Source organism: Corallococcus sicarius, assembly GCF_003611735.1.
GTDB classification, from domain to species: domain Bacteria; phylum Myxococcota; class Myxococcia; order Myxococcales; family Myxococcaceae; genus Corallococcus; species Corallococcus sicarius.
Genome location: NZ_RAWG01000001.1, coordinates 135,762 through 151,750, shown reverse-complemented (window position 1 = coordinate 151,750; position 15,989 = coordinate 135,762). Strand labels below are relative to the sequence as shown.

Annotated in this window: 9 protein-coding genes; 3 read left to right on the top strand and 6 right to left on the bottom strand. The window is 71.4% G+C overall.

Annotated elements, in window-relative coordinates:
* Positions 1 to 7: 7 nt before the first annotated feature.
* Positions 8 to 4,099: a TOMM system kinase/cyclase fusion protein gene (locus D7X12_RS00275; protein WP_244224255.1), complete on the top strand. Its 4,092-nt coding sequence runs from the start codon at positions 8 to 10 to the stop codon at positions 4,097 to 4,099.
* 1 nt (position 4,100) lies between these two features.
* A complete protein-coding gene (locus D7X12_RS00270; RefSeq protein WP_158619907.1) occupies positions 4,101 to 4,523 on the top strand; it encodes a BMA_0021/BMA_0022 family TOMM bacteriocin in 423 nt (140 codons plus the stop codon).
* A gap of 61 nt (positions 4,524 to 4,584) precedes the next feature.
* On the opposite strand, the gene D7X12_RS00265 is transcribed toward D7X12_RS00270, so the two are convergent.
* Genes D7X12_RS00265 through D7X12_RS00250 form a run of 4 tightly spaced genes read right to left on the bottom strand, consistent with a single transcriptional unit; the run spans position 4,585 to position 11,312 of the window.
* Positions 4,585 to 5,985, bottom strand: coding sequence for a SagB family peptide dehydrogenase (locus tag D7X12_RS00265; protein ID WP_120623247.1), 1,401 nt, complete (start codon positions 5,983 to 5,985; stop codon positions 4,585 to 4,587).
* 10 nt (positions 5,986 to 5,995) lie between these two features.
* The gene (locus tag D7X12_RS00260) at positions 5,996 to 7,153 is read right to left on the bottom strand and encodes an amidohydrolase family protein (RefSeq protein ID WP_120623246.1); all 1,158 of its coding nucleotides are present in this window, start codon (positions 7,151 to 7,153) and stop codon (positions 5,996 to 5,998) included.
* A 3-nt stretch (positions 7,154 to 7,156) separates the two neighbouring features.
* Positions 7,157 to 9,118 (bottom strand): B12-binding domain-containing radical SAM protein, encoded by a 1,962-nt coding sequence (locus D7X12_RS00255; protein WP_120623245.1) that lies wholly within the window; start codon positions 9,116 to 9,118, stop codon positions 7,157 to 7,159.
* 7 nt (positions 9,119 to 9,125) lie between these two features.
* Positions 9,126 to 11,312, bottom strand: a complete 2,187-nt coding sequence (locus D7X12_RS00250; protein WP_120623244.1) for a TOMM precursor leader peptide-binding protein — start codon at positions 11,310 to 11,312, stop codon at positions 9,126 to 9,128.
* A 94-nt stretch (positions 11,313 to 11,406) separates the two neighbouring features.
* Between D7X12_RS00250 and D7X12_RS00245 the strand changes: the two genes are divergently transcribed.
* Positions 11,407 to 13,083, top strand: a complete 1,677-nt coding sequence (locus tag D7X12_RS00245; protein WP_158619906.1) for a S53 family peptidase — start codon at positions 11,407 to 11,409, stop codon at positions 13,081 to 13,083.
* A gap of 18 nt (positions 13,084 to 13,101) precedes the next feature.
* On the opposite strand, the gene D7X12_RS00240 is transcribed toward D7X12_RS00245, so the two are convergent.
* Positions 13,102 to 13,986, bottom strand: a complete 885-nt coding sequence (locus D7X12_RS00240; protein ID WP_120623242.1) for a sulfotransferase domain-containing protein — start codon at positions 13,984 to 13,986, stop codon at positions 13,102 to 13,104.
* Between the two features lie 69 nt (positions 13,987 to 14,055).
* Entirely contained in the window at positions 14,056 to 15,630 is a 1,575-nt protein-coding gene (locus D7X12_RS00235) for an MBL fold metallo-hydrolase (RefSeq protein WP_120623241.1), read from the bottom strand.
* Between the last annotated feature and the right edge of the window lie 359 nt (positions 15,631 to 15,989).

The following is a 15,989-nucleotide window of genomic DNA, read 5'->3' as shown; positions in this document are numbered from 1 at the left end:
GAACCCAATGGATCCCAACCTGCTGGAGGCCTTCCAGGGCCGCTACGAACTCTTGTCGGAGCTGGGCGAGGGCGGGTTCGGCCTCGTCTACAAGGCCCGGCAGGTGACCACCGGCCAGAACGTGGCGGTGAAGCTCTTGCGGCTGACGGAGGGCGCGACGCCGGAGTCGGTGGAGCGGCGCAGCGCGCGCTTCGAGCGCGAGATGAAGCTGTGCGCGCAGATGCACCACCCGAACATCGTGCGGCTCATCGACTCCGGGCGGGCGCCGGGCGGCGCCGTCTACTCCATCTTCGAGTTCGTCCCAGGCAAGAACCTGGCGCAGGTGCTCGCGGAGGAGGGCGTGCTGGATCCGGTGGAGGTGCGCCACCTGATGCTCCAGCTGCTGGACGCGCTGGCGTGCGCGCACGCGCAGAACGTGGTGCACCGCGATTTGAAGCCCGCGAACATCATGGTGGTGCCCACCGGCGCGCGCCGCAACGCGCTGGTGCTGGACTTCGGCATCGGCTCCGTGACGGATGAGCTGACGCGCGCGGAGCCGCAGCCGCGCATCACGTCCACCAATGAATCGCTGGGCACGCCGTCGTACGCGGCGCCGGAGCAGCTCCGAGGCCAGCCGCCCACGCCGCGCTCGGACCTGTACGCCTGGGGCCTGGTGTTCCTGGAGTGCCTCACCGGCAAGCGCGTCTACGAGGGCGCCACCGTCGCGGAGGTCATCTTCCAGCAGCTCTCCGCGGAGCTGGTGGCCATCCCCGCGGCCATCGCCGCGCACCCGGTGGGCAAGCTGCTGCAGAAGGCCACCGCGAAGGACCCGTCCCAGCGCACCGTCTCCGCGGAGGTGCTGCTGCGCCAGCTGGAGGCGGTGGACCTGTCCAACCTGCCGCGCCGGCCCGCGCCCGTGCGCATCCAGCCCGCGGCCCCCAACGCGGAGACGGCGACGGTGGAGCTGAGCAGCCGCACGCCCCACGCGCTGTCCACGCGCTCACGGCGGTGGGCGGAAGGGGAGCGCCGGCAGCTCACCGTGGTGTGCTGCACGCTGTCCGCCACCGCGACGGCGCCGGGCCCGGTGGACATCGAGGAGTTGGACCACGTGCTGGGCGCCCAGCAGGAGGTCTGCATCGAGATCGCCCGGCGCTACAACGGCCACATCGCCAGCGCGCTCGGCGACATCGTCCTCTTCTACTTCGGCTACCCGGCCGCGCGGGAGGACGACGCCCGCCGCGCCGCCCAGGCCGCGCTGGACATGGTGGCCGAGGTGCAGCGCCGCGGCCGTGCCATCGAGGCCGAGCGCGGCACGCGGGTGGAGATCCGCGTGGGCGTGCACACGGGACTCGTGGTGTCGCGCGAGCAGCGCGACCCAACGCTGTCCGGGCTGGGCTTCGTGGTGGGCACCACGCCGAAGCTGGCGTTCCGGCTCTCCACGTCCGCGCCTCCGGGCGGCATCCTCGTCACCGGGGACACGCAGCAGCTCGTGCGCAAGCACTTCCCCATGGCGCCCGGCTCTCCGGCCGTGAGCGACCTGCTGCCTCCCGGCCTGGAGACGTTCGTGCTCCAGGGCGCGGACGCGACGTGGAGCGGCGCGGACGACGCGCTCTCGCTGGTGGGACGCACGCGGGAGCTGGACCTGCTGCTGTCGCGCTGGGAGCAGGTGCGCGTGGGGCAGGGGCAGGCGGTGCTCATCACCGGCGAGCCCGGCATCGGCAAGTCGCGCCTCACGCGTGAGCTGGGTGACAAGCTGGGCGTGGAGCCGCACACGTGGCTGGAGGCCCGCTGCATGGCGGACAGCTCCAGCCAGGCGTACTTCCCGGTGGTGGACCTGCTCACGCGGCTGGTGGATCCGAACCGCGACCTGTCGCCGGAGGGCCGGCTGAAGGGCCTGGAGGCGCTGCTGTCCGGCTTCAGCTTCGACCTTCCGGAGACGATGCCGCTGTTCGCGCCGCTCTTGTCGCTGCCGCTGCCGCCGGAGCGCTGGGCCCCGCTGGACGTGTCGCCCCTGAAGCACCGGGAGCTGACGCGGCACGCGCTGCTCGCGTTCCTCGCCGCGATGGCGGAGCGGCAGCCGGTGGTGCTGGCGCTGGAGGACCTGCACTGGGCGGACCCGTCCACGCTGGAGCTCTTGAAGGAGCTGGTGGCGGAGGTGCCGTCGCAGCGCCTGTTCGCGGTGTTCAGCGCGCGGCCGGAGTTCGAGCCGCCATGGCCTTCGTCGTCGGTGATGCAGGTGCAGCTGGGCGCCCTCGCGCGCGCGGAGGTGGAGCGGCTGGCCGTGGCCGCGGCGGGAGGCCCGCTGTCTGCCGAGGCGCTGGAGGAGATCGCCTCGCGCACGGACGGCATCCCGCTGTTCATCGAAGAGCTGGTGCGCACGCTGCGGGAGTCCGGCGCGCTGGTGGAGCGCGAGGGCCGCTTCGCGCTGGATGCGGGCAAGGCAGGCTCCACGGTTCCTGGCACGCTGCGCGACCTGCTCGTCGCCCGGTTGGACCGGCTGGGCCGCAGCAAGGAGACGGCGCAGATCGCCTCCGTGCTGGGGCGTGAGCTGTCGCACGATCTGCTTCGCCACATCAGCCCGCTGACGCCCGAGGCGCTGGAGGCGGACCTGGAGCGCCTGGTGGGCGCGGGCCTGCTGCACAGGAAGCGCCGGCCCAAGGGCCCCGCGTACCTCTTCAAGCACGCGCTGGTGCGCGACGCGGCGTACGACTCCATGCTCAAGCGGCACCGGCAGCAGGTGCACGCGAAGACGGCGGCGGCGCTGGAGGAGCACTTCCCGGACCTCGTGAACGAGCGCCCGGACCTGCTCGCGCACCACCACGCGAGCGCGAACCTCAAGCGCAAGGCCATCGTCTACGCGCAGAAGGCCGCGCTCGCCGCGCTCATCCGCTCCGCCTACCTGGAGGCCATCCTCTTCGCGCGGCTGGGCCTGTCGTGGCTGGACGCCATCGAGGAGCCGCTGGAGCGCGCGCAGCTGGAGCTGAGCCTCAACGGGGTGCTCGCGCCCGCGCTGATGTCCACCCAGGGCTGGCGCTCGCAGGACCTGCGCACCGTGGCCGAGCGGTCGCTGGAGCTGCTCTTCACCGTGGGGGAGAGCCCGTACGCGGCCCCGACGCTGTGGGTCCTCTCCATCTACTACCACCTGGGGGGTGATCAGCGCCGGGTGCGCGGGCTGTTGGACCGCCTGGTGGCGCTGGCGCAGGCCTCCGGTGACGCGGGCCAGGAGGCGGTGGCGCTCACCATCCTCTCCAACTGCGAGCTGCTGGAAGGCCGGCTGGGCGAGGCGAAGGCGCGCGCGGAGCGGTGCATCGCGTTGTTCGACCCCGTCGCGCACCGCATGCACCGCATCCTCTACGGGCAGGACACGCGCGTGGGCGGCGAGTCGGTGCTGTGCCGGGCGCTGTGGCTGCTGGGCTTCGCGGACCAGGCGAAGGCGCACGGCGAGGCCGCGGTGGCGTGGGGCCGCGAGCTGAACCACGGCACCAGCATCGGCCTGTCGTTCATCTACCTGCTGCTGATGGCGCAGGAGCATGGGGACCGCGCGGAGGCACAGCGGCTCATTGCTCAGCACGCGGAGCTGTCGCAACGCTACGGCCTCTTGGAGCAGTCCGCCTACGTGGGCATCCTGCGCGGCTGGGCGGAGAAGAACCTGGCCGCGACGCGGCAGGGCGTGGCGATGCGCGAGGCGTTCGGCACGGAGATGGACCAGCCGGCGTACTACGCCATCCTCGCGGAGCTGGAGCTGGAGCTGGGCCACGTGGAGGCGGCGCTCGGCTCGGTGGAGCGCGGCCGGGAGCGCGCGCAGGTCCTGGGCGAGGGCTACCACGAGGCGAAGCTCCTCCGGCTCAAGGGCCGGGCGCTTCTCCAGCGTGATGGGAACTCTGCCCCGTCGGCGGAAGCGTGCTTCCGGCAGGCCGCGGAAGTGGCGCATGCGCAGGGCGCGCGGATGCCGGAGTTGCAGGCGATTACTGCACTGGCCCGGGTGCTCCAGGCATCGGGCCGGCAGGAAGAAGCCCGGCAGCGGCTCCAGACGATCTACAGTACCTTCACCGAAGGGTTGGGAACGCCGCCCGTCGTGGAGGCCCGCGCGCTGTTGGATGCGCTGGGAGGAGACAGCTGACATGAGCAAGAAGAAGCCGGAGTCGAAGTCCGCACCCGCGCCCGCGAAGGCCCGCCCGCTGGCGCGCAAGACGCGCGCACCGGGCCAGGGGGCCCAGGCCTCGGTGAATGAATGGCACGCGGTCTGGATGCGCGCCGTCGCCCTGTCGTGGAAGGACGCCGCCTTCGAGAAGGCCCTCCAGAAGGACCCGCGTCAGGCGCTCAAGGAGCGGTTCGACTTCGAGCTGCCCGCCGGCATCCACCTGAAGGTCGTCCCCTCCACCGCGAAGGATCCGGCCGCCGCCACCGAGTGGAAGCTCGCCAGCGCCGACGTGGAGCTGGCCCTGCCGAAGAAGCCGGACAACGTGGCGGACCACGCGGTCGCGCTGTCCAGCCTCACGGACACGTACAACCGCTCGCACTGCTGCGGCAGCCCCTGCTGCTGATGGCGGCTCCCAGGGCTTTGATTCCGTAGCCCCAGGGCCGGAAGCCCCGGGGCGGGACCCTTCAGGGAGCGCCGGACGACGGCTCTCCCCCGGACACCGCGAAGGCACCCACGGACGCCTCCGCGAAGCCGTCCACGCTCGCCACGCGCTGGAAGAGGTCCGGGTCGCTGCGTCCCAGCGCGTAGGGCCGCAAGCCCAGCGCGGTGGACACCAGGTAGAGCGTCTGCACCAGCGCTCCGGTGTCCTGCAGCACCAGCGAGTACGCCAGCGTCTCGTACTTCCACGCGAGCCGGGGCACGCGCGCGGCCACCACCATCAGCACCTCCGGCCGCTCGAAGGGCTCCACCGGGGCGCGGGCCTCGTCCAGCAGCGCGTGGAACTCCGGCGTGGGGCCGCTCATCCGCTCCAGCCGGTGGCCCAGCGGATCATAGTGGTACGCGCCCGAGGCCAGCCCCTGGCACTCGCCCACGAGCGGGTACAGCTCCAGCGCGTACGCCGCGCCAGCGCTGGGATAGGGCCGGTCCGTGATGTCGCCATCGCGCGTGGCCCGCACGTCGCGCACGCGCGCGGCGCGGAAGAGCAGCTCGCCCAGTTGCCGCACGTTGAGCGGCGTGGACCCGCGGCCCCGCAGGCTGCGCCGGTTCTCCAGCACCTCGGTGAAGGACAGGTCCCCGGTGCGCAGCGCCGCCATGTCCGGACGGAACAGCTCCAGCGTCTCCTGCGCCGTCGCCGGCTTGAGCGCGGGCGGGCTGGGCAGCTCCCCCCGGAAGCGGTAGGTGGCGCCCGCGCGCGTCTGGTGGCCCCAGCCACGCGAGCGCAGGTGGAACAGCAGGTCGTGCGGCTCCCACTGCCGCAGCGCCGTGAGCGTCTCCTCCGACGCCGGCACGTCCAGGCCGTTGGGCACGAGGATGCCCGTCTCCGCCAGCAGCCGCACGAGCTCCCGGAGCGTGGCGGACTCGATGCCGGTGTTGAACTGGTTGAGCCGCGCCAGCAGCGTGGGGCGGGCCATGTCGAACAGGAGCGACACCACGCGCCGGTCATGCAGCGCCGCGGTGGCGTGCACGGTGGGGCAGTCCAGCACCGCGTGCCCCGCCGCCATCCGCGTGTGCGCGAAGCGGGACAGCTGCAACGGCAGGTTCGCGTCGAACGTCGCGCGGCGGCGCAGGAAGGACGCCGAGGCCGGCGTCAGCGTCATCAACAGATTTCCGCGCTCCTCCACCGTCCACGACAGCAGGCCGCCGTCACCCGCGAGATCCAACCAGTACCAGGCGAGTGACGCGTCCGTGCCCGCCGCGGCCGGCACCTCCGACTCATGGATGCCGCCGTCCGCGAGCGACTCGAAGACGGCGCGCACACCGGGGGCCAGCAGCCCCAGCCGCAACGAACGACCCGGGCCTTCCAAGCGCGCGTCGTCCGCGTCGGAGCAACGCAACGCCACGCCTTCGGCGAGCGACAATCTCATGCAAGCGGCCTCACGGTTCCGCACCGTAGAACCGGGTCGGGTTTTCCCAGAGAACCTTTCGTAGACGACTTTCGGGTATCAGGTCACGCAAGGAGAGCATGGAACCCAGGACATCGTCTCCGTGGTCCAGATGCGGGAAGTCGCTGCCGAAGAGCAGCCGGTCCTCGGGCAGATGTCGCATCATGTCGGGCAGGTAGGGCTCATCCGGTTCTACTGACACGAAGCAGTGCCGGCGCAGGTAGGCGGATGGAGCCTGTCGGACGGTGGCGGAGACCTCGGCGCCCACGGCCTGGTGCTCCGCGTCCAGGCGCCAGGACCAGTAGGGCAGCCAGCCGCAGCCAGCCTCCATCGCGCCCACGCGCAGTGCGGGGTGGCGCTCCAGCACGCCGCCCTGGAGGAGGGCGAGCAGCCCCATCATCAGCTCCATCGGGTGGGCGCAGGCGTGGTTGGCGAAGCGGGTGTCGAAGCGGTCCGCGCCAGCCGACGGCACGTAGACGTGGCCGCTGCCGTGGAGCACCACCGCGATGGAGCGGGCTTCGCACTCGGTCCAGAAGGGCTCATACGCAGCGTCGGAGAGGAGCCGGCCGCCAATGGGGTTGGGCCGGACCATCACCGCGCGCCAACCGAAGCCCGCCACCCGGCGCAACTCCGACACCATGGCCTCCGGTTCGTGCCGGCTGATGAGGCCCACGCCCCGGAGGCGCTCCGGCTGATGTGCGCAGAAGCCATGCAGCCAGGTGTTGTAGACGGCCGCGAAGGCGGTGGCTACGTGGGGCTTCAGCGGCCAGAAGCCCTCCAGGAGCAGCGCGTACGTGGGGAAGAGGGCCGCGACGTCCACGCCCGTGCGGTCCATCTCCGCCAGGTACACGTCCGGCCGCTGGAGCAGCTCGTTGCGGCCCAGCTGCCGGTACGAGCGCGCGGAGAACTCCAGCCACGCGCGCTCCGGCATGTGGTTCCACAGGGGCTTTCCGTCCACCTCGGGGAGGGGCTGCACGGGCAGGAGGCCCTGGGGACCCAGCCGCTCCAGGCGCGCCTGGAGGGGTTCGTCCCGGAGCCGACCGGGCCGGGGCGCGTGCTTGCGCAGCCCAGGGTCCAGGTGCTCCGCCCAGAGGCTCAAGGGCTCCAGGACGTGTCGGTCCGCGTCGAAGATGTGAAGGCCGTCACGCATCGCTCACCGTCCCCAACTCGCGAGCTCGTCGCGCACGTCCTTGAGCAGCGCTTCCAGCAGGCCCGTGCGGCGGGCCTGGGTGCGCAGCGCCTGCTCGTCGTCGGCCTGGAGGGCCGCGAGTGCCCCGGGGTGTCCGCCCCGGGCCGCCACCGCAGCGTCGCACAACTCGCGCAGGAACTCGTGGTGTTGCGGCTGGAGCGCCTGGAAGCCCTCGCCCCAGCGGGAGACGAAGTCCACCAGCACGTCGCGTGACGCCTCGGGCACGTCGCGGCGGTCGGGCAGGTCGCGGCTCAGCCGCACGTACAGGTCCGGGAACACGTCGCGCATCGCCGTGGCGAAGGTGGCCGGGACGTAGACGGGCTGCGTGTCCGGGATGAAGTCGCCCAGGCGTTCGGCGGCCAGCACTGCGTCGAAGTCGGTGAAGAGGCGCTCGTGACGCCGGCGCTCGTTCTGGTTGCGCGCGAGGAAGAACACCGCGCGCGGCAGCATCGTGGGCGCGGTGCGGCGGACCTCGGCGAGCGTGTCGCCCAACACCGCGCGCTCGGCGGACGTGAGGGCCCAGGCGTCGGTGGCCTCGCGCAGGAAGCGGTCGGTGATGGCCTCGGGCCAGGCGGGCTCCTCCACGCGAGGGAAGCGCTGGATGCCGGAGATGAAGCCCCGGATGCGCTCACAGGCCGCGTCCCAGGTGGACAGCCGCTCCACCAGATCGCGGAAGCCCTCGAGCAACTGGGGCCGCGTCATCCCCAGGGGCATCACGTTGAGCGAGATGGCGCCCCGATCTCTCGACAGCGCCTTGCGCGGCGTGGCGAGCCGGCCCTCCGCGCGCAGCCGCGTCCACAGCTTCGTGCCGCGCGGGGCCTGGAGGGGCGCCACCACCACCCACGGCAGGTGCGAGCGCTGGATGTTGGCGTGCAGCGAGTCGAAGACGGCGGGCGTGTCGTGGTCGAACCCGACGATGAAGCTGCCCCGGGGCCCGATGCCGTGCGCTTGAATCCGCAGCAGGTCGCCCATCAAGTCCGCGCGCACGTTCTGGTGCTTCTGCGCCTCCTTGAGCGCGGCGGGATCGAACGACTCGATGCCGAGCACGACGGTGTAGAAGTTGGCGTCCGCCATGCCTTCCATCAGCTGCGCGTCGCGGCTCAGGTTCATCGTCACCTGGGTGAAGAAGCGCAGCGGGCGGGGCAGGGCGCGGTTCAAGGGCACCAGCCCCGCGAGCACCTCCTTCGCGTAGCCCGCGTCCCCGATGAACTCGTCGTCCGCGAAGAAGACGCCCTCCGCGCCCAGCACCGCGTGGCGCCGGACCTCCTCCAGCACCTGGGCCACCGGCTTGTGCCGCTGCTTGCGGCCGTACAGGTAGATGACGTCGCAGAACGAGCAGTCGAACGGGCAGCCGCGCGTCGTCTGCACGGAGCCCCAGGCGTAGCGCGGGAAGTCGGCCGCGATGCCGTCCCAGCGCGGCGGCGGGCTCTCGCTCAGGGCGGGCTTGTCGATCTGCCGGTACTCGGGCGCGTACTCGCCCTGGAGGTAATCCGAAAGGAAGCGCGGCCAGGTGCGCTCGGCCTCGTTGACGAAGAGCGCGTCGAAGAAGCCGCGGTAGTCCTCCGGCGCGGCGGACACGGCGGGCCCGCCCGCGACGACGGTGGCGCCCCGGTCGCGGAAGAAGCCGCCCAGGAAGCGGGCCTGATACGTGAGCGCGGAGTACATCACCGACACGCCGACGATGTCGTAGTCGCCCACGGGCGTGTCCACGCGCAGCTGCCCGTGCAGCTCCTCATCCCAGATGTCCACGGTGAAGGTGTCGGGCGTGAGCGCCGCGAGCGTCGCGCAGGCCAGCGGCGTCATCGTCGCGCGCTTCACGAGGCCCCGCTCGGGATCGAAATCCTCCGTCTCCCGGTCGACGTGGCGTCGGTCCGGGCCGCACTGGACGAGCAGGATGCGGGGCTTGGGCGAAGGCGTCAGCGTCATGGCGTGCTCAGAAGTAGAAGGGCACGGGGTTGAGCTGGGCTTCCGTCAGGGGTTCGGCCAACCACCCCATCCGCACCGGCACGTCATACAGCCGGCCAGGGCCGAGGCGGGGCCAGAAGTGTCGCAGGCCCGGCACGATGACCTTCACCGCGGACAGCCCCACCTCCGGGCGCCCCTGGTCCACCACCAGCGTCTCCAGCCCCACGCTCGCGGCGCGCTCGACGCAGGCAATCACGTCGTCCCGCAGGTCATCGTGCTCCACGCGCGGGAAGTCGAGCCGGACGCGTGGAGGGGCCGCCTCGTCGGGAAGGAGCCACGAGGGGTCCGCGTGCGCGCGGGTGTCCCACGGCGACGGTGACAGGTCCTTCGGGTCGTAGCACTGGGCCACCTCCGTGAGCGCGCGCTGCACGGCGAGCTTCGCGTCGAAGTGGCTGCCGCAGCCGGCCCAGGCCCGGCCGCGCTCCGGAGACCACGCGAGCGCGACGAACACCGGGATGCCCAGGTCGTGCGTGAGGTCGAGCACCCACAGCCGCAGGCCCAGCGTCCGGTAGTGCGCTTCCACGGAGGCGAACCACGGCTCGTTGAAGCTGCCCAGGTCCACGCGCGGACGGCGCAGGCGGTTGTACCACCAGAGCGCCACCGCATCGCGCTCCACCAGCTCCAGGAAGCCCTGGAGGATGGCCTCCTCCACGCAGTTGCCGGCCGCGTTCCCGTTGGAGTTGAAGAGGGCGAAGGGCCCGTCCGCGGGCGGCGGCGCGAAGAGGTACGCGAACGTCGTGGGCACGGAGCGGTGCTCACCGTGCGTGAGCGACCACGCCGGGCTCCAGTCCATCGGTTGATCCGCGTAGGGCCGGGGCACGGCGGTGCGCGCATCCCGGTGGCCCGGGCCCTCGGGCCGGTTCCCGAACTGGGCAGCGCTGAAGTGCTGGAGCGCGTCCGGGTGGATGGCCCTGGGCCCCAGTGATGACGCGGTGGCGTGGACGCGCGGCTCGTCCCCGTGGAACACGGCGCTGTAGCGCTCCAGGGCCTCGCACAGCGCGCCCGCGCGGGCCTGGGCCTCGGTGCGTCCCTTGCCGCTGGCCACGCGGTGGAAGTCGTCGGAGGCCGGCGCGTCCGTCCACGGGCACACGCGGAAGAGGGCGGACTGCACGTGGCCCAGCGGCGCGTCCCCCGGCACCGCGCGCAGGTCGCTCACCACGCCCGTCACGGGGCTCACGAGGTGACGGTGGCGCTCCCACGTCTCCTCGGGCGTGAGGATGCGGTGGCCGCCATCCCCCGTGAAGCGCTTGGGGCGAGAGGCCAGCACCAGCGGTTGCCGCGCACGCGCTTCCAGCATCATCGGGTCGCCGCAGTCGGGACACTGCGGCCTGCGCGTCACGGCATGCGACTCCAGCTTCCAGGTGGCGAAGTCGAGCGTCCACAGCCGCGCGTGCCGCGCCACGTCTCCATCCACCACCCACCGGGCGACGAGGGTCGCCGCGAACGACAGCCCCGCCTGCGCCGTGGTGGGCAGGCCGGTGCGCGGCGGCCGGGGCGCGTGCGTCCGTCCGCCCCTGCGCGCCAGGTACTGCTCGACAGGGCGGTTGCCCCAGAGCCCCTCCGTGAGGCACGTCCAGCACGCGCCCTCTCCGGGCACGACGACGGGGCCCGCATGGCACGCGGAGCCCGTGACCTTCACCGGCAGGAACGTCACGCCCGCGCTCCGGGCCGCCCGCGCGAGCTCCCGTGCCTCTGGGGACAGGTAGTCATCCACCAGCAGGACGTGGCGGTCCGCCTCTTCGCGCACGTCCAGGCCGGTGTCGCGCAGGGCGTCCGTCAGCCGCTCGACGTCCTCGCCCGCGACGGCGCGCACGGCGACGGGCGTGTCCAGCAGCCGTCCGGCCGCGACCGCCGCGTCGATGCCCAGCGACTCCCAGAACCCGGCGACCTCCGCGTCGAACACGTCCTCCGCTTCCTCCACGTGGCCGCGCTCCTCCAGGAGCGACAGCGCGTAGAGCACCTCTGGCGCGGAGGCCTGTCCCTCCAGCGCGCTGATGACCTGGGCCACGGTGCGCTCGCCATCCAGCAGGGGCACGATGCGCGCGTGCAGCGCCCCCTCCAGGAGGAAGTGGGAGCGCTCACCGACGAGGAAGACGCGTCGCGCATCGAGCACCTCGACGCGCAGGTGGGGCTTGATGCGGAGGACTCGGTTCATGAGCAGGCGGGCGAGCCTACCCGGGGCGCGCGGCGCTGGATATGACCGTGGGTGCGCGGGAGGCGGCCAGGGCGTGCGTGGTAGAAAGCCACCCATGGCCCCCATCTCCCTCCTGCACAGCGAGCGTGTCTCGCCCATCCCCGCGCGCCCTCCCATCCGCAGCCGTACCCCCACCGGCACCGTGGAGGTCACCCTGGTGCTGCGCCACGGCGCGCCGCTGCCGACGGTGGAGGCGCTGTGCGCGGAGCCACCGCGCCGTCCGCTCACGCACGAGGAGTTCGAGGAGAAGTACGGCACGTCGAAGAAGGACCTGGCCACGGTGAAGCGCTTCGCGAAGGCGCACGACCTGAGCGTCACCTCCGTGCAGCGCGACCGGGGCCACGTGCGGCTCGCGGGGAAGCCGGCCTCGCTCCAGAAGGCCTTCGGCGTGGACCTGAAGCGCTTCCAGCACGGCAAGGTGTCGTTCCTCAGCCACACGAAGCCCGTCTCGCTGCCGCGCTCCCTGCGCGACGTGGTGGAGTGGGTGTTCGGCCTGGACACGCGCCCGCTCGTCACCCACAGCGCGGCGTCCCTGCCCGTGCCCGCGAAGCAGGCGGCGCAGGCGGGCCTGCGCTCGTACACGCCCGAGGAGGTGGCGCGCCTCTATCGCTATCCCGCGACGCAGGGCGAGGGCCAGTGCGTGGGCATCATCGAACTCGCCGGGGGCTACAAGGCGTCGGACCTGACGGCCTACCTCGCGGAGCTGGGCGTGAAGCGGGAGGCACCGGTGGACGTGGGGCCCAACACGCCGGGCTTCAGCGTCGCGTCCAACGCGGAGGTCACCATGGACGTGGAGCTGGTGGCCGCGACGTGTCCGAAGGCGCGCGTCGTCGTCTACAACGCGGGCTCCAGGGACTACTCGCTGCACGACTACCACCGCATCCTCGCCACGGCCATCAGCGACCGGGTGAACCGGCCGTCGGTGCTCACCACCAGCTGGTCCTTCTACGAAGGGTCGCTCATCCAGAAGGGCGAGGAGGCGGCCTTCGAACGGCTCTTCCGCGAGGCGGCGCTCCTGGGCATCACCGTGTGCGCGGCCTCCGGTGACCTGGGCTCGCAGGTGCCCACCGAGGGCGGCTCACCTACGGGTGCCATTACGGTGGCGGCGACGAGCTACCCCGCCGCGAGCGCGCTGGTGCTGGGCTGCGGCGGCACGACGCTCGAAGGCAGGGGCGACACCATCCACCACGAGCGCGTGTGGAACCGGCTGGGCGAGTCCATGTGCATGAGCCCCCGGGGCCCGGCGGTAGCAGCCGGCGCGAGCAGCGGCGGGGTGAGCACCATGAACGCGCTGCCCCTGTACCAGCGGGGCATGAACGTGCCCGAGTGCGTGACGACGTCGTGGGAGAACGGCGTGTTCAAGGTGGTGTCGCGCACCCCCGGGCGCGGCGTGCCCGACGTCGCGGCCAACGCCGACCTGCACACCGGCTACCAGATCTACTTCAAGGGTCAGTCCGGAGTGGCCGCGGGCACGAGCGCCGCCGCGCCCATGTGGGCCGCGCTCATCGTCCGCCTCAACGAGGCCCTGGGCCAGCGCGTGGGCTTCCTCCACCCCCGCCTCTACGCGCTGATCAGCGAAGGAGCGCCCGTCCTCAATCGCATCACCCAGGGCGGCAACGGCGCGTGGTTCGCAAGCGAGGGCGCCCTGTGGAACGCGTGCACCGGCCTGGGCACACCGGATGGAGAAGCGCTGCTCGCGGGGCTGCGAAGGCTCCAGCGCCGCAAGCGCTGAAGCCGTCGCGCGCGCGTTTCAGAGCGCGTCGTCGCTGATGCCCATCTTCTGGCGCATGCTGTTGACGCGTGTGTCCAGCTGGGCCTGCTGCTCCGGCTTCATGGCCTGCTTGCCGCGGCCCATGCCGCCCTTGAAGACGAAGCCCCGGCCCGGGGCCAACGGCTCGTACAGCGTCAGCCGCGGGTCGAAGCGGAAGTCGTTCTGCTTCATGTGCTCGAAGCTCGTCTTCTCCATCAGGAGCGGCAGGTCCTCGTCCTGCACGGGGACGCCCAGGAAGGCGCCAATGCGGCGCAGGCACGACTCGCGGTCCGCGATGAGGTCCGCATAGCGCAGGTGCAGCACGTTGGGGTCGTTGCGGTGCGGCCACCACGAGGCCAGGTGCTTGCCCCACTCGTTGACGCCCATGTGCTGGCGGAAGAAGCCGTCGAAGTCCAGCTGCGTTCCGGTCATCAAACAGTTGTGGTGGTAGCGGGACAGCAGGCTGTCCGCGGCGGAGCGCGTGACGTAGATGATGCGGCAGTTCTTGGGCGCACGCAGGGCCCAGTAGGCCAGGTGCGTCTTCAGGATGCGCGGCTCCGCCAGCCCGTCCAGCAGCCGCTCTCCGTGGGGCAGCAGCGCCACCATGTCCACCATGGGCGCCACCTGGAGGATGTGCTCGTACTCACCCCGGCCGCGCGTGAGCAGCTGGTAGACGATCTGCTGCATCCACGTCGTCCCTGCCTTGGGCGCGGTGGAGATGTAGATGTCCGTCGGACGGGGCTTCAGCCACACGTAGCGCAGCCGCAGCCAGCGGAAGATGTCGAACGCCAACACCACCAGGTTGCGCAGCATGAGGAAGAACGCCACCGCGGCGTTCAACACCGCTCGCAGCACGGGACGGGTCGTGGGAGGACGGGGAGCCATGGGGACGCATCCATAGCAAAACCCGCCCTCCCGGATAACCGGTGCGCGGACGGCCTACCGGGTCACCTGCTACTCCAGCACGCGCTCCATCCGGAGGAAGGGCCGAGACGCCGGAATGTTTCGGCCACGGCAGACCTCGATGAACTTGTTCGACTCGATCATCTGCGGCGCTGTTTCGTCGTACTGGAGCACCATGACGTGGCGCAGCCAGGGCTCCTGGCCCATGGCGTAGACGAAGGTCTCCTTCGGCTTCAGGTGGTTGAGGATCTCCGTGGCGCGCGCGGAGTCGGAGCCGTTGAGCCGGCGCGACTGGTCCATCTTGCGCGGCAGGGGCTGGCTGAGCAGCGGGCCGTACATCCAGCTCATCGGGCCGCCCTCGCACTCCATGCCCAGGTAGAGCGCGTCCAGGTCCCCGACGAGCTCCGTCAGGTGCTGGTACATCCGGGGCTCCAGCGCGTTGGAGTCCGCGGCCATCAGCATGGAGCGGCCGCCCAGGCGCACGAGGTGCGCCGTCTTCGCCTGCACGCTCAGGTCGCTGTGCTCGCCGATGAAGGGGATGCCCATCAGCGAACCGCCGGGGATGCGGATCTCCTGCAGGTCGTCGATCTCCACCACGTTGCGGAAGCCCGTCTTCTCCAGCATCAGGCGCAGCGACGGATCCGCCAGCGAGAACGCGTTGGCGCGCGGCACGACGATGGTGCCGATGCGGTGACGCAATTGCAGCAGCGTCTCCATCATCAGGTGGTCGGCGTGGCCGTGGGTGATGAGGACGTAGTCAATCTTCTCCGGCAGGTCGGCGTGCGTGAAGCGCGTCTGCTCCGTGGGGAACTCGTAGCTGATGACGGGGTCGGTGAGGACGGACACCTCGCGCGTCTCCATCAGCACGCACGCGTGGCCGAAGTAGCGCACGCGCACGCCCGGGCCGGTGTAGGGCTCCGGCTTGCGCGGGGCCTCTTCCGTGAAGAGGTCCGCGAACGCGGCCGCCGCGGAGCTCGGCACGCCCAGCATCTCCGCCACCTGGCCGGGGTTGCCCGACGTGTGACGCATGCGGAAGAGCGCGTCGATGCCCTCGTGGCGGAACGGCACCTGGAGCCACAGCGGCGTGTCGCCCTCGAGCCGCGGGGTGCTGAAGACGTACTTGCGCGAGTCGCCGGTGACGCGCATCAGCGAAATGCTCTGCGACGACTCCTTGTAGAGGCTGCTGCGGTAGAGCAGGGGCTCCAGGATGCGGGCGTTGGCGCGGTGGGCCAGGTCGTACGTCAGCTCCACGTAGCCGCGCAGCTGATCCGGCACCTTCGCGTAGAGCGGCTCCAGGGACTCACCCTTGGAGCTGGCGAGCAGCTGCTCCAGGTCCGCCAGGGCCTTGGTGTAGGCCAGCATGTCCGCGTGGTCCTTCGTGGTGCGCTCGAGCAGCGCCTTCACGTCCCCCACGCGCGAGACGGGGTGGTTGATGAAGGGGCCGCCCATCAGCGCCGGGTTCTGGAGCGCGGCGACGTGCACGTCCGGGTTCGCGACGAACGACTGCATCAACTTCAGGTGCAGGCGCGACACGTAGAGGGGCGCCGTCGCGGGCGACAGCAGGTACCACCAGACGTACCACTGGTTGAACAGCGGCTCGATGGCGACATCGGGCTTCAGGTACATGGGGCGCTCGCGCGGGAGAAGGGCAGGGGCTGCCGTTGAGGAGGAGCAGGCATCCGGCTTCCTCCGGAGGCGCTCGCGTCCCGCCAATGTTGATGATTCTCCGGGTGACTTCAAGGCGCTAACACCCGGCGTGCGGGCCGGGGCTTCCCAGATTCCGGGGCTACAGGAGGGTTTTTTTACAGCCCTGTCCGGGGAATGCGGGGCTGTTCCGGGTTCCCATACAGATTTCCAGAGAAAAGCAAGAAGCGCAGGCGTCACATTTCTCGCTGGGTTTGTTTGCGGATACAATCCGGCCCTTGTGCGCAGCCCGGTCCCCCCCGGTTCAGGCCGCGCACCGCCAGCCATCTCGAGGAAGTCCA

What these genes read in the sequence shown, in the direction of transcription:
- D7X12_RS00275 (WP_244224255.1), top strand. Translation starts at nt 8, where the DNA reads ATGGATCCCAACCTGCTGGAGGCCTTCCAGGGCCGCTACGAACTCTTG.
- D7X12_RS00270 (WP_158619907.1), top strand. Translation starts at nt 4,101, where the DNA reads ATGAGCAAGAAGAAGCCGGAGTCGAAGTCCGCACCCGCGCCCGCGAAG.
- D7X12_RS00265 (WP_120623247.1), bottom strand. Translation starts at nt 5,985, where the DNA reads ATGAGATTGTCGCTCGCCGAAGGCGTGGCGTTGCGTTGCTCCGACGCG.
- D7X12_RS00260 (WP_120623246.1), bottom strand. Translation starts at nt 7,153, where the DNA reads ATGCGTGACGGCCTTCACATCTTCGACGCGGACCGACACGTCCTGGAG.
- D7X12_RS00255 (WP_120623245.1), bottom strand. Translation starts at nt 9,118, where the DNA reads ATGACGCTGACGCCTTCGCCCAAGCCCCGCATCCTGCTCGTCCAGTGC.
- D7X12_RS00250 (WP_120623244.1), bottom strand. Translation starts at nt 11,312, where the DNA reads ATGAACCGAGTCCTCCGCATCAAGCCCCACCTGCGCGTCGAGGTGCTC.
- D7X12_RS00245 (WP_158619906.1), top strand. Translation starts at nt 11,407, where the DNA reads ATGGCCCCCATCTCCCTCCTGCACAGCGAGCGTGTCTCGCCCATCCCC.
- D7X12_RS00240 (WP_120623242.1), bottom strand. Translation starts at nt 13,986, where the DNA reads ATGGCTCCCCGTCCTCCCACGACCCGTCCCGTGCTGCGAGCGGTGTTG.
- D7X12_RS00235 (WP_120623241.1), bottom strand. Translation starts at nt 15,630, where the DNA reads ATGTACCTGAAGCCCGATGTCGCCATCGAGCCGCTGTTCAACCAGTGG.